This window comes from Mycobacterium alsense (assembly GCF_002086635.1).
In the GTDB taxonomy this organism is placed as follows: domain Bacteria; phylum Actinomycetota; class Actinomycetes; order Mycobacteriales; family Mycobacteriaceae; genus Mycobacterium; species Mycobacterium alsense.
This window is the reverse complement of sequence record NZ_MVHD01000061.1, coordinates 1-18,622: the sequence shown is the minus strand read 5'-3', so window position 1 is coordinate 18,622 and position 18,622 is coordinate 1. Positions and strand designations below refer to the sequence as shown.

Sequence of the window (18,622 nt, the reverse complement as noted above, 5' to 3'; positions counted from 1 at the left end):
TTCCGTGCCCAAAGGTAGCTGGCGGCGCCTGGGCCGCCTCGACGAGCGATTGACCGTCCAGCCCAGTTACGCGCTCGTCGGCGTGCTGCGCATTCCCCAGGGGCAGGTCGGCCCCGCCCGCATCATCTCCCGCCGGGTGGCCATCGCGATCGCGGCGCTGTTCGTCGGCGCCATCACCGTCTACCTCGACCGCGACGGGTACCGCGACGCGCAGGGCGACCGGCTGACGTTTCTGGATTGCCTGTACTACTCGGCGGTGACGCTGTCGACGACGGGCTACGGCGACATCACGCCCGTGTCGGAATTCGCGCGCGCGATCAACGTCCTGATCGTCACGCCGCTGCGCATCGCGTTCCTGATCTTGTTGGTCGGCACCACGCTCGAGGTCGTCACCGAAACGTCCCGGCAGGCGTGGAAGATCCAGCGTTGGAGGAGCACCGTGCGCAACCACACGATCGTGATCGGTTACGGCACCAAGGGCAAGACGGCGGTCGGGGCCTTGCTCGGCGACGATGTCCCCGCGGCCGAAATCGTCGTCGTCGACACCGACCAGGCCGCCCTCGACCGGGCCGCGTCCGCCGGGCTGGTCACCGTGCACGGCGACGCGACGAAATCCGACGTGCTGCGGCTGGCCGGCGCCCAGCACGCCGCCTCGATCATCATCGCCTCCAGCCGCGACGACACCGCGGTGCTCGTCACGCTGACGGCGCGGGAGATCTCGCCCAAGGCCAAGATCGTGGCGTCGATCCGGGAGGCCGAAAACCAGCACCTGCTGCGGCAGTCGGGCGCCGACTCGGTGGTGGTCTCCTCCGAAACCGCCGGCCGGCTGCTCGGCCTGGCGACCACCACGCCCAGCGTCGTGGAGATGATCGAGGACCTGCTGACACCCGACGCCGGGCTGGCCATCGCCGAACGCGAAGTCGAGCAGGCCGAAATCGGCGGATCCCCAAGGCATCTGAGGGACATCGTGCTCGGTGTGGTGCGCGACGGCCGGCTGCTGCGCATCGGCGCGCCCGAGGCCGACGCGATCGAGGCCAACGACCGGCTGCTCTACGTCCGGAGCGCGGGGAACTAGTGGATTTTCAGCTGCGGGACATCCCGGTGCTGTCGCGCGTGGGCGCCGACCGGGCCGACCGGCTGCGCACCGACGTCGACGCGGCGGCCGCGGGCTGGCCGGACGCGGCGCTGCTGCGGGTGGATGCGCGCAACCAGGTGCTGGTCGCCGACGGGCGCGTGGTGCTAGGCCCGGCGGCCGCGCTGGCCGACAAGCCACCGAAGGACGCCGTGTTCCTGGGCCGCATCGAGGGCGGCCGCCACGTCTGGGCCGTCCGCGCCGCGCTGGAGGCGCCCGAGGATCCCGACGTCCGGGCCGAAGTGGTGAACCTGCGCAGCCTCGGCCCGATCTTCGACGACACCAGCAGCCAGTTGGTGGCGTCGGCCCTCGCGCTGCTCAACTGGCATGACAGGGCGCGCTTCAGCGCGGTCGACGGGTCCCCGACGCGCCCGTCGCGCGGGGGCTGGTCCCGGGTCAATCCGGTCACCGGCCACGAGGAGTTCCCGCGCATCGACCCCGCGGTGATCTGCCTGGTCCACGACGGCGCCGATCGCGCCGTGCTGGCGCGCCAGGCGGTGTGGCCCGAGCGGATGTTCTCGCTGCTGGCCGGATTCGTCGAGGCGGGCGAGTCTTTCGAGGCGTGCGTCGCCCGCGAGATCCGCGAGGAGATCGGCCTGACCGTGCGCGACGTGCGCTACCTGGGCAGCCAGCCGTGGCCGTTTCCGCGATCGCTGATGGTCGGCTTCCACGCCCTGGGCGACCCGGGCGAGGACTTCTCGTTCAACGACGGCGAGATCGCCGAGGCGCAGTGGTTCACCCGCGACGAGGTGCGCGCCGCGCTCGCCGCCGGCGACTGGAGCAGCGACTCGCAGTCGAAACTTCTGCTGCCCGGGTCGATTTCGATCGCCCGTGTGATCATCGAATCCTGGGCCGGGCTGGACTGAGTCCCGTCAGCCGGCCTCGGCCAGCTTCGCCTTGACCTGCGCCGCGCTCGGGTTGGTCAGCGTGGACCCGTCGGCGAACTTCACCGTCGGAACCGTCCGGTTGCCGCCGTTGACCGAACCGACGAACTCCGCCGCCGCCGGGTCGTGTTCGATGTCGACCTCGTCGTAGGGGATCCCGGCGGATTTGAGCACCGTCTTGAGCCGGTGGCAGTACCCACACCAGGACGTCGTGTAAACGGTGAGCGAAGCGTTGGTCATAGCCCGGTCAACATCCCTGGCTCACGATGCATTCCACGTGGTGGCGCCCCCGGTTTGTCGGGCACTGCTGCCAAGATGGACCCCATGCCGTTGGCCACCGACCCGTTGACCGCCGAGCTGGACGACGAACAGCGCGAGGCCGTGCTGGCGCCCCGGGGGCCGGTCTGCGTGCTCGCGGGCGCGGGAACGGGCAAGACCCGCACCATCACGCACCGCATCGCCCAGCTCGTCGCGGGCGGCCACGTCGCGGCCGGTCAGGTCCTGGCGGTCACCTTCACTCAGCGCGCGGCGGGGGAGATGCGCTCCCGGTTGCGCACGCTCGCCGCCGCCGGCCACACCGATCCCGGGGTCGGGGCCGTGCAGGCCCTGACCTTTCACGCCGCCGCGCACCGCCAGCTGCGCTACTTCTGGCCGCGGGTGGTCGGTGACACCGGGTGGCAGCTGCTGGACACCAAGTTCGCCGTCGTCGCCAGGGCGGCCAGCCGCTGCCGGCTCAACGTCAGCACCGACGACGTGCGCGACCTGGCCGGCGAGATCGAGTGGGCGAAGGCCTCGCTCATCGGCCCCGAGCAGTACGCGCCCGCGGTGGCCGAAGCCGGCCGCGACGTGCCGAGGGACGCCCAGCAGATCGCGGCCGTCTACGCGGCCTACGAGGCCCTCAAGGTGCGCGACGAATCGCTGGCGCTGCTCGACTTCGACGACCTGCTGCTGCACACCGCGGCCGCGATCGAGAACGACGCGGCCGTGGCCGAGGAGTTCCGCGACCGCTACCGCTGCTTCGTCGTCGACGAGTACCAGGACGTCACCCCGCTGCAGCAGCGCGTGCTGGCGGCCTGGCTCGGCGACCGCGACGACCTGACCGTCGTCGGCGACGCCAACCAGACCATCTACTCGTTCACCGGGGCCACGCCCCGCTTCCTGCTCGACTTCTCGCGGCAATTTCCCGACGCCACCGTCGTGCGCCTGGAACGCGACTACCGCTCCACCCCGCAGGTGGTGTCGCTGGCCAACCAGGTGATCGCCGCGGCCCGCGGCCGCGTCGCCGGCAGCAAGCTGCAGCTCTCCGGCCAGCGCGCCGCGGGCCCGGCCCCGTCGTTCCGCGAGCATCCGGACGAGACGGCCGAGGCGGCCGCGGTCGCGAAGGCCATCGCCCGGCTCATCGAATCCGGCACCGCGCCGTCCGAGATCGCGGTGCTCTACCGGGTCAACGCGCAATCGGAGGTCTACGAGGAGGCCCTGACCGAGGCGGGCATCACCTACCAGATCCGCGGGGGCGAGGGGTTTTTCAACCGCCAGGAGATCAGGCAGGCGCTGTTGGCGCTGCAGCGCGCGGCCGAGCGCGGCGCCGGCGGCGACCCGGACGCCGAGGCCCCGCTGCCCGACGTCGTGCGCGCCGTGCTGGAGCCGCTCGGGCTGACGGCCGAGCCGCCGGCGGGCAGCCGGGCCCGCGATCGCTGGGAGGCCCTGGCCGGGCTGGCCGAAATGGTCGACGACGAGGTGGCGCAGCGCCCGCAGCTCGACCTCCCGGGGCTGCTGGCCGAGCTCCGCTCCCGCGCCGACGCGCGGCACCCCCCGGTGGTGCAGGGCGTCACGCTGGCGTCGCTGCACGCCGCCAAGGGCCTCGAGTGGGACGCGGTGTTTTTGGTCGGGCTGGCCGACGGCACGCTGCCCATCTCGCACGCGCTGGCGCACGGCGCCGAAAGCGAGGCCGTCGAGGAGGAGCGCCGGCTGCTCTACGTCGGAATCACCCGGGCGCGAATCCATCTCGCGCTCAGCTGGGCGTTGGCCCGCAGCCCGGGTGGGCGCCAGAGCCGCAAGCCGTCGCGGTTCCTCAACGGCATCGCGCCGCAGGCGCGCGCCGACTCCGCGCCGGCCAGGTCCCGCCGCACCCGCGGGACCGCGACGCGCTGCCGGATCTGCAACAACAGCCTGACCACCCCGGCGGCGATCATGCTGCGCCGGTGCGAGACCTGCGCCGCCGACATCGACGAGGAGCTGCTGCTGCGGCTCAAGGCCTGGCGGCTGGAGGTCGCCAAGGAACAGAACGTGCCCGCCTATGTGGTGTTCACCGACAACACGCTGATCGCGATCGCCGAGCTGCTGCCCGACGACGAGGCGGCCCTGATCGCCATCCCGGGGATCGGCTCGCGCAAGCTCGAGCAGTACGGGCCCGCCGTGCTCGAGCTGGTCAAAAAAGCCCGCTAACGCCAAACACCCAGGTCAGAAATCGGTTGTGGCCGGCGGCCGGTAGCATCTACCCTCGGAAGCGCACTTTTGCTGCCCAGTGAGCCCACGGAGAGGAGGTGGCCACGATGATCACCAACGCGTTCGGTGTAGGCGTGGCCGCCGCGGCGCCGGCTCCTGCCCCGTCCCTGGCCGCCCATGCCGCCGAGACCGCCGTGCGGGCGGACGCGCTGAAGCATCGCGCCGCCGCCGCGACTGACCCGTCCGTGGATCGGGGCCCCACCTAACCAGCCCCATTTCCCATTAGGCCACGGACCCGAAGTCACCAGGATCCGTGGCCATATTTTTCCCGTTGCGAAGCCCGCAACCTGGCCCGGATCACCACGAAAACCCGACCAGGAAGCAGGTGAGCAGGACATGCCGGCACCGCCAGTCCCCAGACCGACGTCGGCGCGGTTGCCGTGCCGCGCCGGTGACCCCGACCTGTGGTTCGCCGACACCCCGGCCGACCTGGAGCGCGCCAAGACGCTGTGCGCGGGCTGCCCGATCCGCCGCCAGTGCCTGACGGCCGCGCTGGAGCGCGCCGAGCCCTGGGGCGTGTGGGGCGGCGAGATCCTCGAGCGGGGGTCGGTCGTCAGCTACAAGCGGCCGCGCGGACGCCCCCGCAAGGTCGCCGCCTGACCCGCGAAACTGTAACTGCCGACGCGTTTCTCGAGACGCGGCGTTGGCGGTTGCAGTCTCGCGAAGCTCAGACGACCGCGGTATCGGGCTCGGCGAAGCCGGGGACCAGCTCCTCCGACAGCGCCCGGGTCGGAATGTGGGCGTCCAACTGGCACATGATCGCGACCCCGGACGCGATCACCCGCATCGGAATCGCGAGCTTCGGTGGCAGGTCCAGCTGCCGCGCCGTGCGGATCTGGGCCACTGACCGGTCGATCTGGCGCACCGTCATCCGCTGCAGCCACTTGCGGGTGTAGTGGAAGACCTCGACCTCGACCGGTTCGACGTACTGGCGCAGCATGTCGTCGATGTCGCGCACCGACACCTGCTGGCCCTTCTGGATGAAGCCCGCCTTCTCCATCGTCGGCAGCAGCAGGTCGTAGTTCTTCTCCCGGGCCAGCCGGATCGACATGCCCAACTCGACCGGGAAGCCGCCCGGCAGCGGCGCCACCGCACCGAAGTCGATGACACCCATGCGGCCGTCGGGCAGGAGCATGAAATTCCCGGGGTGGGCGTCGCCGTGGATCATCTCCAGCCGGCGCGGCGCGTCGAACGTGAGCTCGGCCAGCCTGGTGCCCATCAGGTCGCGCTGCTCGACCGTGCCCTTGCGGATGATCTCCGACATCGGGATGCCGTCGATCCACTCCTGGATCACGACCTTGGGCGCGCTGGCCACGATGCGCGGCACCATGAAGTGCGGGTGATCCCGGTAGGCCTTGGCGAACGCCCGCTGGTTGTCGGCCTCCAGCCGGTAGTCCAGCTCCATCTCGGTGCGCTCGATCAGCTCGTCGACGATGCCCTGCACGTCCACGCCGGGCGCGAGCTGCTTGACCACCCCGACCATGCGCTTCATGGTCTTCAAATCGGCGCGCAGCGCCTCGTCGGCGCCGGGGTACTGGATCTTGACGGCCACCTCGCGGCCGTCGGACCACACCGCCTTGTGCACCTGGCCGATGCTGGCCGAGGCCATCGGGGTGTCGTCGAACTCGCTGAACCGGGAGCGCCACTTGGTGCCCAGCTGCGCGTCGAGCACCCGGTGCACCTTGTGCGCCGACATCGGCGGGGCGTCCTTCTGCAGCTTGGTCAGCGCCTCGCGGTACGGCTCGCCGAACTCCTCCGGGATGGCGGCTTCCATCACCGACAGCGCCTGGCCGACCTTCATCGCCCCGCCCTTGAGCTCGCCGAGGACGGTGAACAGTTGATGGGCGGCCTTTTCCATCAGCTCGGCGTTGACTTCGTCTCGGGACTTGCCGGTCAGTCGCTTGCCGAACCCGAGCGCGGTCCGCCCGGCGATGCCGACCGACAGGCCGGCCAGCTTGGCGTTGCGCGCGGCGCCGCCGCGTTTGATGTCTGCCACGTACCCATCATCCATGACGGCCAGCGCGGCGCGCTGTGGATCCGGCCACTGCGCGACCACGCGGGCCTCCGCACGGGCACAGCGTGCACAGGGGGTGCCTGGTCCAGCGGCGCGCGACGATAGAGCCCGCGTCGACGTCGAATTCCAGCGTCGCGTTCAGCGCCGGGGGCGGCGCGGGGTCGGGCACGGCCTGGCGCCCGCGCACGGCGGCGATGACTCGGTTGATTTGGCTCAGCGCCAGCGCCGCGGTCGCCAGCAGGGTGGCCCGGTCGGCCACGCCGACGGTGTCGCGCAGCTGGGCGGCGATGGCCGGCCAGGCCGCGTCGCGGTCGGCGCGGTGCAGGTCGGCACAGCCGAGGCAGCTGGTCACGCCGGGGATCACGAGCGGACCCACCAGGCCGGTGCCGTCCCGCACGCGAACCGGCAGGTGCGGCACACCCAGGGCGTGCAGGTCGCGCACCATTCGGGGGTCGGCGACCAGGTTGTCCGACAGCACCACCAGGTCGACGGCGGCGGGCGACACGGCCGCGTGTGGCTGGCTGCTGTGCCCGACGCGGGCGCCCGACCGCCGCAACGCGTCGGTGAGCAGCTCCGACAGGGGGCCGCGGCCGTGGATGCGGATCGCCGCCGCCCGGCCCCGGGGCTGCCGGCACTCGGTCGCCACGCCGGCGCCGACCAGCTGCGCGACCAGGGCGGTCAGGCCCTGGGATGCCGCCGGGCCGTCCCGCAGGCCGCCGTCGACGGCCCGGCGCCGCAGCTCGGAGAGCGGTGTCGGCGACCGCATGGACCGCAGCAGCGCGGCCAGCTCGGGCGCGGCGAGGCCGCCCGGCGGGCGGACGAGCACGGCGCGGCGGGGATCCCAGCCGACCTGGACGGCGCCGTCGGGCCGCAGCAGCACCGGCAGCGCCGGGTCCAGGGCGTACAGCGAAACCGCGGACTTGGAAGCGGCCTCAGACGGGGTCTGGGCCGTCGCCTGGGTCATGGGTGGTGACTGTGCCACCCGGGCGGTCGACGCCGCGCTCAGTTCTCCACAGGACCGTCGGGGTCCGCCGGGCCCTCTTCCAGCTTGGCGATGGCCTCGTCGATGCCGCTCGTGTCGCCGCCGATGACGCGGTCGATGAACCCGGCCGGCTCATCGAGGTCGTCGGCGCCCGGCAGCAGGTCGGGGTGCTGCCAGATGGCGTCGCGGGCGTCGGGGCCGGCGGCCTGCGTCAGGCGGTCCCACAGCGCGGCGGCCTCGCGCAGCTTGCGCGGGCGCAGTTCGAGGCCGACCAGCGTCGCGAACGTCTGCTCGGCCGGCCCACCGCTGGCCCGGCGGCGGCGCAGCGTCTCGGACAGCGCGGCCGTTCCCGGGATCCGGTCGCCCAGGGCGCCGGTGACCACCACCTGCACCCAGCCGTCGATCAACGCCAACAGCGTCTCCAGCCGCTCCAGCGCCTGGGTCTGGGCCGGGGTCGCCTTCGGCTCGAAAACCCCCTGCCCCAAAAGGTTTTCGATGGCCGTCGGGTCGGACAGCGACGCCGGGTTGAAGTCGCGGGCCAGCTCCTCGATGCCGGACATGTCGATCTTCATGCCCTTGGCGTAGGCCTCGACCGCGCCCAGCAGCTGGCTGGCCAGCCACGGCACGTGGCTGAACAGGCGGTGGTGCGCGGCCTCCCGGGCGGCGAGGAAGGTCAGGATCTCGCTGCGCGGCTGCTCGAGCCCGGCGGCGAAGGATTCCAGGGCGTCCGGCAGGATCGCGGCCACGCCCTTGGGGCCGAGCGGTAGGCCGATGTCGGTCGACGTCAGCACCTCGCGGGACAGCCGGCCCAGCGCCTGGCCCAGCTGCGATCCGAACGCCATGCCGCCCATCTGCGACATCACCGCCAGCAGCGGGCCCGCCATGGTCTTCGCCTCGTCGGGCAGCGCCGACGCCCACACCGTCGCGATCTGCTCGGCCATCGGATCGCACAGCCGCTTCCAGGTCTCCAGCGTGTGGTCCACCCAGTCGCTGGGGCTCCACCCCCCGGCCTTGGTGGTGCCGGCGGGCAGCGCCGTCGCGCCGTCCAGCCAGGTTTCGGCGAGGTGGACCGCGTCGGCGATCGCCTTGTTCGTCGAGGCGGGGATGGGCGCGACGAACCCGATCGAGCTCGACGCGACCCGGCGCGCCAACTCGTAGTTGACCGGTCCCGAACTCTGGCCGCCGGCCATGACGGTGCCCGCGCTGCTGAACATCTGGCCCAGCTGGGTGAAGATCTGCCCCAAATCGCCCATGCCGAAGGCGCCCAACGGGTCGGACGCCCCCGAGTGGGCATCGGGGTCGTTCTTCCCGCGGTTCTCGCGCTCCGGGTCGTCGCCGGACGAGAAGCCGAAAGGCAGGTCAGCCATAACGTCAACGGTACTCACCGCGCCTAGGCGACGCGCGGTCCCCGGTCACGCTCGTAGCTGAATGGGGCCGGGCGGGGCCCCGATAGGGTAAGCGGCGTGAACAGGCGGATTCTGACCCTGATCGTCGCGCTACTGCCGATCGTGGTGTTCGGGGTGTTGCTCGCGGTGGTGACGGTGCCGTTCGTGTCGCTGGGCCCCGGCCCGACGTTCGACACCCTCGGGGAGGTCGACGGCAAACAGGTGGTCGCCATCCAGGGCGCCCCCACGCACCCGACGACGGGCCACCTCAACATGACGACGGTGTCCCAGCGCGACGAGCTGTCGCTGGGCGAGGCGCTGACGCTGTGGCTGTCGGGGCAGGAGCAGCTGATTCCGCGCGATCTCGTCTACCCGCCGGGCAAGTCGCGGGAGGACGTCGACAAGGCCAACAACGCCGACTTCAAGCAGTCCGAGGACAGCGCCGAGTACGCCGCGCTCGGCTACCTGAAGTACCCGCCCGCGGTGACCGTGGCGACCGTCACCGACCCCGGCCCCTCGGCGGGCAAGCTGAAGTCCGGCGACGCCATCGACATGGTCAACGGCACCCCCGTGGCCAACGTGGAGCAGTTCACCGGGTTCCTGAAGAACACCAAGCCCGGTCAGGTGGTGACGATCGACTTCCGCCGCAAGAACGAGCCGGCCGGCGTGGTGCAGGTCGCGCTGGGCAGCAACAAGGATCGCGACTACGGCTTTTTGGGTGTGGCGGTCCTCGACGCGCCCTGGGCGCCGTTCGTCGTCGACTTCAACCTCGCCAACGTGGGCGGGCCGTCGGCCGGGCTGATGTTCAGCCTGGCCGTCGTCGACAAGCTCACCGCCGGTGACCTGGCGGGGTCGGCGTTCATCGCGGGCACCGGGACCATCAACGTCGAGGGCAAGGTGGGCCAGATCGGGGGCATCACCCACAAGATGGCCGCCGCGCACGCCGCGGGGGCCACCGTGTTTCTGGTGCCGGCCAAAAACTGCTACGAGGCGAGCTCCGCGAACGAGCCCGGCCTGCGGTTGGTGAAGGTCGAGACGCTGCAAGGGGCGGTCGACGCGCTGCAGGCGTTGCGGGCCGGGGGGCAGCCGCCCAGTTGCTAGCCCGCTCGCGCTGGTCGCGGGATGCGTACAGTTGTGAGCTAGAAAACTCCGAGTAACCCCGAGAGCCAGTCACACCGATCAGGGAGCGTAACCAGTGGGGATGCGGCCCACCGCACGGATGCCGAAGTTGACTCGGCGCAGCCGGATTCTGATCCTGATCGCACTGGGTGTGATCGTTTTGCTGCTCGCCGGTCCGCGGCTGATCGACGCCTACGTCGACTGGCTGTGGTTCGGCGAGCTCGGCTACCGCTCGGTGTTCACCACCGTGCTGGTCACCCGCATGCTGGTCTTCCTCGTCGCCGGCCTGCTCGTCGGCGGCATCGTGTTCGCCGGGCTCGCGCTGGGCTACCGCACCCGCCCGGTGTTCGTGCCGAGCAACACCAACGACCCCGTGGCGCGCTACCGCGCCGTCGTCGTGTCGCGCCTGCGGCTGGTGGGCGTCGGGATCCCGGCGGCGATCGGCCTGCTGGCGGGCATCATCGCGCAGAGCTACTGGGTGCGGATCCAGCTGTTTTTGCACGGCGGCGACTTCGGTATCAAGGATCCCGAGTTCGGCAAGGACCTCGGCTTCTACGCGTTCGACCTGCCGCTGTACCGGCTGCTGCTCAGCTACCTGTTCGTGGCGGTGTTTTTGGCTTTCCTGGCGAACGTGTTGACGCACTACATCTTTGGCGGCATCCGGCTGTCCGGCCGCACCGGCGCGCTGAGCCGCTCGGCGCGGATCCAGTTGGTCACCCTGGTCGGGGCGCTGGTGCTGCTCAAGGCGGTCGCCTACTGGCTGGACCGCTACGAGCTGCTCTCGCACACCCGCGGGGGCAAGCCGTTCACCGGCGCGGGCTACACCGACATCAACGCGGTGCTGCCGGCGAAGCTGATCCTGATGGCGATCGCGCTGATCTGCGCCGGCGCGGTGTTCTCCGCCATCGTCCTGCGGGACTTGCGGATTCCGGCCATCGGCCTGGTGCTGTTGCTGCTGTCGTCGTTGATCGTGGGCGCCGGGTGGCCGCTGATCGTCGAGCAGATCAGCGTCAGACCCAACGCGGCGCAAAAGGAAAGCGAATACATCGGCCGCAGCATCACCGCGACGCGCCAGGCCTACGGGTTGACGTCCGACGTGGTCAGCTACCGCAACTACACCGGCGACGGGCAGGCCACCGCCCAGCAGGTCGCGGCCGACCGCGCGACCACCTCCAACATCCGCCTGCTGGACCCCACCATCGTCAGCCCGGCGTTCACCCAGTTCCAGCAGGGCAAGAACTTCTACTACTTCCCCGACCAGCTGTCCATCGACCGCTACCTCGACCGCACCGGGGTGCTGCGCGACTACGTCGTCGCGGCAAGGGAACTCAACCCCGACCGCCTGATCGACAACCAGCGCGACTGGATCAACCGGCACACCGTCTACACCCACGGCAACGGATTCATCGCGTCGCCGGCCAACACGGTGCGCGGGATCGCCAACGACCCCAACCAAAACGGTGGCTACCCGCAGTTTCTTGTCAACGTCGTCGGCGCCAACGGCAGCGTGGTTTCCGACGGGCCGGCTCCGCTGGACCAGCCGCGCATCTACTTCGGGCCCGTCATCTCCAACACGTCGGCCGACTACGCGATCGTCGGGCGCAACGGCAACGACCGCGAATACGACTACGAGACCAGCACCGAAACCAAGAACTACACCTACACCGGGCTCGGGGGGGTGCCGATCGGCAGCTGGATATCGCGCAGCGTCTTCGCCGCCAAGTTCGCCGAGCGAAACTTCTTGTTTTCCAACGTGATCGGCGCCAACAGCAAGATACTTTTCAATCGCGATCCGGCGCATCGGGTGGAGGCGGTGGCACCGTGGCTGACCACCGACAGCTCGGTGTACCCGGCGATCGTCAACAAGCGGCTGGTGTGGATCATCGACGGCTACACCACGTTGGACAACTACCCGTACTCCGAGCTCACCTCCCTGGAGTCGGCCACCGCCGACTCCACCGAGGTCGCGTTCAACCGGCTGGCGCCCGACAAGCAGGTCTCCTACATCCGCAATTCGGTGAAGGCCACGGTCGACGCCTACGACGGCACGGTCACGCTGTACCAACAGGACGAGCAGGACCCGGTGCTGAAGGCGTGGATGCGGGTTTTCCCCGGCACCGTCAAGCCCAAGAGCGACATCACGCCCGAGCTCGCCGAGCACCTGCGCTATCCCGAGGACCTGTTCAAGGTGCAGCGGATGCTGCTGGCCAAGTATCACGTCAACGACCCGGTGACCTTCTTTTCCACCTCGGATTTCTGGGACGTCCCGCTGGACCCGAATCCGACCGCCAGCAGCTACCAGCCGCCCTATTACATCGTCGCGAAAAACATTGCCAAGAACGACAATTCGGCCTCGTATCAGTTGACCAGCGCGATGAACCGGTTCAAGCGTGACTACCTGGCCGCCTACATCAGCGCCAGCTCCGATCCCGCGACCTACGGCAAGATCACGGTGCTGACCATCCCGGGTCAGGTCAACGGCCCCAAGCTGGCCAACAACGCGATCACCACCGATCCGGCGGTGTCCCAGGACCTCGGCGTGATCGGGCGCGACAACCAGAACCGGATCCGGTGGGGCAACCTGCTCACGCTGCCGGTGGCCCAGGGTGGCCTGCTCTATGTCGAACCCGTCTATGCCTCACCGGGCGCCAGCGACGCCGCGTCGTCGTATCCGCGGCTGATCCGCGTGGCCATGATGTACAACGACAAGATCGGCTACGGCCCCACGGTGGGCGACGCGCTGACCGGGCTGTTCGGGCCCGGCGCCGGCGCGGCCGCCACCGGGATACAGCCCACCGAGGCCGGCGCGCCGCCGAACGCGAACCCGAACCCGCCCGCGGCCGGCCCGCCGGCACCCGCTGCGACGCCGGGATCGCCGCCGCCGCCGACCGCGGTGGTGCCGCCGGCCCCGGACGGGTCGGTGACCCTGTCCGCGGCCAAGGCCGCCGCGCTACAGGAGATCCAGGCGGCGATCGGCGCCGCGAAAGATGCTCAGCGGAAAGGCGATTTCGCTTCCTACGGCGCGGCTCTGCAGCGGCTCGACGATGCGATCAACAAGTACAACGCCGCCAAGTAGGCGACATGGCGCGACCCGATGGACGGCAGGCCGGTGCGCCGCCGGACCGATTCCTGACCAGGATGGCCTGATCGCGGGTGAACAGTGGCTCGAAGCCGCTTGTCCTCAACCGAGTAACTGCCGGCGGTAGCCGGTCGGCGTAATGGCGAGCTGGCGTCGGGTCACCGTAGCCAGGTGTTGAGAACTGGCGAACCCGCATTGGTGCGCGATTTCGGTAATGCTCAAAGACGGATTGCCCAGCAGTTCAAGCGCTCGTGCCAAGCGGCGGTTCATCAACCAGCGGTGCGGGGGCTCGCCCGTGCCCTCGCGAAAAAGGGCTGCCAGGCGGGCCGCTGACAAACCGACTACCTTGGCCAGCTCGGTCAAACCGACGTCGTCGGATAGGTGTGCTTCGAGGTATTCGATTGCCCGTCGCAGGCGCCAATCCCGATAACCTGGGCCGCTTTTCTCAGCGAACACTGCGGAGCCGGACAGCGTCGAATGCCGCCGTATCAGGCGGACAGCGAGTTGTTGGCCGAGCGATTCGATCATCATGCGTGAGCACGCGTCACGGTTTGTCATCTCGCGCACGATCTGCCGACAGATCCCCTCGACGAACGGGTCACGAGAACACATCGGATCGACCAGAACGACCGTCCGACCTTTCTCGGTCGCACCGCTTTCCACGGCGAGGCGCTCAACCATCGCGTGAGGCAGATATATGTGCAGGTAGGTGAAGGGCTGGTCTGACGTGAATATCCCTCGCGGCTGTTCGCCCGCGGCCACGATGTTCATGTGAAATGCCGGATGCACACCGCTCCATTTCTGGCGCCCGTTGGCGAAGTAGGTGTGATGGTGGCGACCGCTCACCGGCATCGAGATCACGTCCAGGTCGCCACTTGCGGGGCCGGCCAATTCGTAGGTCGCCTTGCGCCGGAACCGCCAGATTGCCGCCGACATCGTTTCGTCGGGTGCTGTGATGCGCTGTTCTGGTGCGAAACCCAGACGGCGCGCGATGTTTTCGGGCTTGGCGTTTACCGGTGCCCGCACCCCAATGTCATTGGCTTGTTCGGCAATCACGACGAGATCTTGGCGCGGCAGTGAACGAGTGACCCTACCAACGTCAGAAAGCCAGCAATCGATCCACTGAGTCGTGAAGTCACACGCCCAGTATCCGCGCCGCGACGGCTCGCACACCAGCGACGACGGGACATCTTTCCCTCAAATAGCGACATCACGGATCCGAGGCTCCCCAGATCTAACCGACGGCGTCATCGTTGTGCGATCACGGTGTCGGGTGAAGTGTTGGCGCCATCACGGACAGTAGTACGAAATCTGTCCTGATAAGCCTTGGGAGAGACGCCGAGACGGTTGACAAAGACCCGCCTGAGCGTTTCGGGGCTGCTGAAGCCGGCCAGCCGCGCCGCGTGAGCCACCGTGCGTCCTGCCTCGAGCTCGACCCTTGCGACATCGAGACGGACCGTTTCGACGTACCGGGCGGGGGTCGTGCCAAGCTCCGACTGAAACAGCCGCGTCAGGTGACGCGTGCTCAAGGATGCTCGTGTGGCAAGGCTCTTCACGCTATGGTCCGCGCCCGGGTTCGCGACGATCGACGCGGTGACCGTGCGCAGTACTGAGTCGGCCGGCGGTTCGGCCCCCACCAAGGCGGAAAACTGCGACTGTCCGCCCGCGCGTTTGAGATACACGACCAAGGCGCGTGCCACCTCACGAACCAACTCCGCGCCATAATCCAGTTCTACCAACGCCAACGCCAAGTCGATGGCCGCCGATACCCCGGCCGAGGTGAAGATCTCGCCATCACGAATGAAGATCGCGTCAGGCTCGACGCGTGTGTTGGGGAATTCGCGAGCAAGCAGCCGCGCATGTCGCCAGTGCGTGGTAGCACAACGGCCCCTCAACAGGCCAGCCTGAGCCAAGACGAACGAACCCGTGCAAACCGAAGCCAACCGCCGGGACCGCGCCGACAATGATCCGAGCGCCTCCAGAAGCGCGGGATCAAGTCGCTGCCCGACCAGTTTGTCACCGCCGGCAACCATGACGGTGTCGGCCGAATCGACGGCTGAAATGCTGTCAGTGACACCCAACTTGGTTCCGATCGAGGTCGCGACATCTGCACCATCCACCGATGCGACCTTGAGCTGATAATTCGCGCCGAACTCGTTCGCCTTGACGAAGACCTCGGCTGGTCCGGCCGCATCCAGGAGCGTCACCCCTTCGAAGACAATCAACACCACCACACGCGATGTCGCATTCTCATTCACGCCAGCATTATGTCCCTCGCGCCGCCGTTGCCAACGGCGTCTTGCCTCCATCTCAGCATCGGAGGCGCGTCTCGTGCACAGGATTTGCGCCAGAGACACGCCCATCTCAGCCGATCACGGTAGACACGGCTGAGGTCGCTTCCTGCCGCAGGAAGCCACCGCAAGGTCTGTGGCCGTGGCCCATTGCCTCGCTGACAGATGAACGATCGGGAGGGACGTTGAACCACGTGACATCGGCCAGTCGGGGTGCGGCAAGGCTGCGCACCGGCCCAGTTGCAGCGCGAAACGATGCGGGGTCCAACTTGGCGCTCGAGATGATGCGTCGTTGGTGGCGGCGTATTGTGCTGCGAGCGAAGGTGCTCGGCGGCTTCACGGATGATCGGCACGTCATCGACGGCCACCCGCTGCCGGAGGATTTTTACCCTCTCAACGAGGCTTCGCCTTGTCCCGCGACCTCAGCAATATGGGCGCCGGAATCGGGGTCTGGCAGCCATTTGCGTTGGCGGACAGACGGGTCCAGCGCGGGCGGTCGTCTCGAATTTCGCGAGAATTACGGCCCAAAGATCCACGCGGCCATTGCTTGCCGCGCCGCATAAGGCCCGGACCGATACCCATGAAAGGCAGTAGATGTCGATTGCACCGCCCATCAACCCAGTGGCGTCACGGCGAGGAGACTGCGTGCCCGAACGTGGCGAGACCGCAGTAGTCCTTGGGGCAAGCATCGCTGGGTTGTTAGCCGCCCGCGTGCTTGCTGACTTCTACCGCACAGTGACTGTGGTCGAACGGGATATCCTCCCGGATGGACCGGCGACCCGTCGGGGCGTGGCGCAAGGTGGCCTGCCCCACCTCCCGGCAGCGCGCGGGACGCAGATCATGAATGAGCTGTTTCCCGGTTTCGTCGACGAGCTGGTCGCCGGTGGCGCGCGGGTATGGAACGACGGTGACCTGTCACGGTTTTGGGTTTCGTTTGGCGGACACCGGTTTTTGCGATCTGGCACGATTCCCGACCCTGATTCGATCTCCGGCTACTACGTCAGCCGGCCGTTCATCGAGTGGAGCCTGCGTCGTCGCGTGCTTGCCATTTCGAACGTGGAGATCGTGCAGGGTCACGATGCGGTGAGATTGACAGCGGTCCCGAAACGTGACCGCGTGACCGGCGTTGTGGTGGCGCGGCGCGACTCTGGAGCCGAGACGTCCCTGGCGGCCGACCTTGTTGTGGACGCCACCGGACGTGGCTCACGGGCGCCGGCGTTTCTCGACGACCTGGGCTATCCTCGCCCGTGCGAGGACCAGCTCACGGTGCACGTCAGCTACGCCGGCCTGCCGATCCACATACCGCCGGGCATGTTGCGCGAGTACCTCGCCTTCAGCGGCCCCGAGCCGAGCCGCCCTGTGTGCTTCGCGATGTTTGCCGGCGAGAACGACACCTATAGGCTGGCGGTCCAAACGGTCGCGGGACAAAAACCGCCCGCCGATCGTATCGCGTTGCTGGACTGCCTGGCCGACATGGCGCCCGAGCACCTGTTGGATGCCGCGCGCCGTGCCGAGCCACTCGCGGACATGGCCCACTATCGCTTTCCCTCAAACCGGTGGCGCCGCTATGACAAGTTGGCGCGAACGCCCGACGGCCTGATCGTCGTGGGCGACGCCTTATGTAGCTTCAATCCACTCTATGGACAGGGCATGTCGGTGGCCGCCATCGAAGCGCTCATCCTCCGTGACTGCCTGCAGCAGGGCGACCGCGACCTACCGCGGCGGTTTTTCCGCACGTCCGCCAAGGAGGTCCGTGTGGCGTGGCAGGCTGCCGTGGGCTCGGACCTGACGTTGCCCCAAATAGCGGGGAAGCGACCGCTGTCAATCCGGATGATCAACGCTTACCTGGATCGGGTGCTGGCCGCCGCCGAAACCGATCCAGCAGTGGTCCAGCAATTCATGCGGTCGATGAACCTGGTCGATCCCCCCTCGCGCTTGCTGCGTCCGTCGACAATGCTTCGGGTACTCAAGAAATCGCGAAAGCGACGAGTAGCCGGGGAGGCGACGATTGTTGCCGGCACTACCGCGCCCGACCGTACCAGACAAGACGGCACCATAGGCGGGTACCGCGATGCCTGAAGCGTTGCATTGGTCAACGTCGGCCGTTGCCTTGAAATCAACCGTCCACCAGGGATTCCGCGTGATGGCGCGTTATCGCTGCTGCCAAATCCGCGCTCAAGTGAAAGCAGTCAGTCGTGTTTAAGGTCGGCCTCGCAGAGCAACTACTGCACACCCGCTACTCACCGACGGCGTTGGTGAGTGCCAGCTATCTCACCGCGGTCGGGAGTCGGGTGGAATCGTTTTGGCTGGCTGACCATCTCAGCTCGCTGTTTCCGCAATCGGTGATGACATCGTCGTACGTCGGTGCCGCACGGGTCGCCCCAGCAATCGACGCGCGGCTGGAACCGTGGACGGTATTGGGGCATCTGGTCACCCGAAACCGGCTGGGGCGGCGAAGACTTGGCATTGGCGTCACCGATGCAAGCCGTCGCAATCCCGCTGTCACCGCGCAGGCGGCCGCCACGCTGCACCTGCTCACCCGGGGGCGCGCCATTCTCGGAATCGGAACGGGTGCGCGCGCATACAACGAGCCCTACGGAGTGGAGTGGTCAATGCCGGTGGCGCGATTCGAAGAGGCCCTGGCCACCATTCGCGCGCTGTGGGACTCCGGCGGCGAACTGGTCAACCGCGATTCGCAATTCTTCCCGCTGCGCAATGCCGTGTTCGACCTCCCGCCCTACCGCGGCGGGTGGCCGGAGATTTGGATCGCCTCCCACGGGCCGCGCATGTTGCGGGCCACCGGCCGCTACGCCGACGCGTGGTTTCCCGCCGCCATGACGATGCGGCCCGCGGACTACGCCGCCGGCCTGCAAAAAGTCCGGGCTGCGGCCTCCGACGCCGGCCGCGACCCCATGTCCATCACCGCCGCGGCCCTGTTTTTCGTCATGACCGGTCGCAGCCGCCACCACATCGGCGAGGCGCTGAACTCGCACGCCATGAAGGCGTTCGCCCTCGACGTACCCGCCCAGTTCTGGGCCCGCCACGGCGCGAGTCATCCACTCGGCGATGAGTTCACCGGCGCACAAGACATCATTCCGCAGACGCTGGACGAACAGACCGTCGTGTCCCTGACGGCTGACGTGCCGCCGTCACTGCTCCGCGAGTGTCTCCTCACCGGCACATCCGATGACGTCATCGAGCAGGTCGCCGACTGGCGTGATCACGGCCTGC

The 18,622-nt window shown here is 68.6% G+C and carries 15 protein-coding genes; 9 read left to right on the top strand and 6 right to left on the bottom strand.

Features of this window, described 5'->3' with window-relative positions; genetic code table 11:
* Positions 1-4: 4 nt before the first annotated feature.
* On the top strand, positions 5-1,075 hold the full coding sequence (locus BST11_RS23400; protein WP_083140580.1) for a potassium channel family protein: 1,071 nt from the start codon (positions 5-7) through the stop codon (positions 1,073-1,075).
* The gene (gene nudC, locus BST11_RS23395; RefSeq protein ID WP_083140578.1) at positions 1,075-1,998 is read left to right on the top strand and encodes an NAD(+) diphosphatase; all 924 of its coding nucleotides are present in this window, start codon (positions 1,075-1,077) and stop codon (positions 1,996-1,998) included. The genes BST11_RS23400 and nudC overlap by 1 nt, the downstream gene beginning before the upstream one ends.
* A 6-nt stretch (positions 1,999-2,004) precedes the next feature.
* Here the strand turns inward: nudC and mrx1 are convergent, their stop codons facing one another.
* Positions 2,005-2,256, bottom strand: a complete 252-nt coding sequence (gene mrx1, locus BST11_RS23390) for a mycoredoxin Mrx1 (RefSeq protein ID WP_068206896.1) — start codon at positions 2,254-2,256, stop codon at positions 2,005-2,007.
* 84 nt (positions 2,257-2,340) lie between these two features.
* Between mrx1 and BST11_RS23385 the strand changes: the two genes are divergently transcribed.
* From BST11_RS23385 to BST11_RS23380, 3 genes are all read left to right on the top strand, one after another.
* Entirely contained in the window at positions 2,341-4,461 is a 2,121-nt protein-coding gene (locus BST11_RS23385) for an ATP-dependent DNA helicase UvrD2 (RefSeq protein ID WP_169834955.1), read from the top strand.
* A 98-nt stretch (positions 4,462-4,559) separates the two neighbouring features.
* Positions 4,560-4,727, top strand: coding sequence for a hypothetical protein (locus BST11_RS28025; RefSeq protein ID WP_169834954.1), 168 nt, complete (start codon positions 4,560-4,562; stop codon positions 4,725-4,727).
* A 130-nt stretch (positions 4,728-4,857) separates the two neighbouring features.
* Positions 4,858-5,121, top strand: coding sequence for a WhiB family transcriptional regulator (locus BST11_RS23380; protein WP_083140574.1), 264 nt, complete (start codon positions 4,858-4,860; stop codon positions 5,119-5,121).
* Between the two features lie 67 nt (positions 5,122-5,188).
* Here the strand turns inward: BST11_RS23380 and BST11_RS23375 are convergent, their stop codons facing one another.
* From BST11_RS23375 to BST11_RS23365, 3 genes are read right to left on the bottom strand one after another with little or no spacing between them, the layout of a single operon-like run.
* Positions 5,189-6,532 (bottom strand): macrolide-binding ATPase MABP-1, encoded by a 1,344-nt coding sequence (locus BST11_RS23375; protein ID WP_083140598.1) that lies wholly within the window; start codon positions 6,530-6,532, stop codon positions 5,189-5,191.
* On the bottom strand, positions 6,525-7,499 hold the full coding sequence (locus BST11_RS23370) for a cyclodehydratase (protein WP_244897760.1): 975 nt from the start codon (positions 7,497-7,499) through the stop codon (positions 6,525-6,527). The genes BST11_RS23375 and BST11_RS23370 overlap by 8 nt, the downstream gene beginning before the upstream one ends.
* Before the next feature lie 38 nt (positions 7,500-7,537).
* Positions 7,538-8,902: a zinc-dependent metalloprotease gene (locus tag BST11_RS23365; protein WP_142276518.1), complete on the bottom strand. Its 1,365-nt coding sequence runs from the start codon at positions 8,900-8,902 to the stop codon at positions 7,538-7,540.
* Between the two features lie 78 nt (positions 8,903-8,980).
* Here BST11_RS23365 and BST11_RS23360 point away from each other — a divergent pair, with 78 nt between their 5' ends.
* Together BST11_RS23360 and BST11_RS23355 are read left to right on the top strand one after the other, a co-directional pair.
* Entirely contained in the window at positions 8,981-10,003 is a 1,023-nt protein-coding gene (locus BST11_RS23360) for a YlbL family protein (protein WP_083140570.1), read from the top strand.
* Between the two features lie 94 nt (positions 10,004-10,097).
* A complete protein-coding gene (locus BST11_RS23355; protein ID WP_083140568.1) occupies positions 10,098-13,097 on the top strand; it encodes a UPF0182 family protein in 3,000 nt (999 codons plus the stop codon).
* A 105-nt stretch (positions 13,098-13,202) separates the two neighbouring features.
* Here BST11_RS23355 and BST11_RS23350 read toward each other — a convergent pair whose 3' ends face one another.
* Together BST11_RS23350 and BST11_RS23345 are read right to left on the bottom strand one after the other, a co-directional pair.
* Positions 13,203-14,156: a helix-turn-helix domain-containing protein gene (locus BST11_RS23350; RefSeq protein ID WP_244897759.1), complete on the bottom strand. Its 954-nt coding sequence runs from the start codon at positions 14,154-14,156 to the stop codon at positions 13,203-13,205.
* Between the two features lie 191 nt (positions 14,157-14,347).
* Positions 14,348-15,409, bottom strand: coding sequence for a GlxA family transcriptional regulator (locus BST11_RS23345; protein ID WP_211284772.1), 1,062 nt, complete (start codon positions 15,407-15,409; stop codon positions 14,348-14,350).
* A 627-nt stretch (positions 15,410-16,036) separates the two neighbouring features.
* On the opposite strand from BST11_RS23345, the gene BST11_RS23340 reads away from it, so the two are divergent.
* Positions 16,037-17,470 (top strand): FAD-dependent oxidoreductase, encoded by a 1,434-nt coding sequence (locus BST11_RS23340; RefSeq protein WP_142276517.1) that lies wholly within the window; start codon positions 16,037-16,039, stop codon positions 17,468-17,470.
* Between the two features lie 116 nt (positions 17,471-17,586).
* Positions 17,587-18,622: LLM class flavin-dependent oxidoreductase (locus BST11_RS23335; protein WP_425320603.1), on the top strand; the 1,036-nt coding region annotated here is incomplete at its 3' end.

Excerpts from the sequence above, each read along its gene's own strand:
- mrx1 (WP_068206896.1), bottom strand. The coding sequence starts at position 2,256 with ATGACCAACGCTTCGCTCACCGTTTACACGACGTCCTGGTGTGGGTAC.
- BST11_RS23385 (WP_169834955.1), top strand. The coding sequence starts at position 2,341 with ATGCCGTTGGCCACCGACCCGTTGACCGCCGAGCTGGACGACGAACAG.
- BST11_RS23380 (WP_083140574.1), top strand. The coding sequence starts at position 4,858 with ATGCCGGCACCGCCAGTCCCCAGACCGACGTCGGCGCGGTTGCCGTGC.
- BST11_RS23375 (WP_083140598.1), bottom strand. The coding sequence starts at position 6,532 with ATGGATGATGGGTACGTGGCAGACATCAAACGCGGCGGCGCCGCGCGC.
- BST11_RS23370 (WP_244897760.1), bottom strand. The coding sequence starts at position 7,499 with ATGACCCAGGCGACGGCCCAGACCCCGTCTGAGGCCGCTTCCAAGTCC.
- BST11_RS23345 (WP_211284772.1), bottom strand. The coding sequence starts at position 15,409 with ATGGAGGCAAGACGCCGTTGGCAACGGCGGCGCGAGGGACATAATGCT.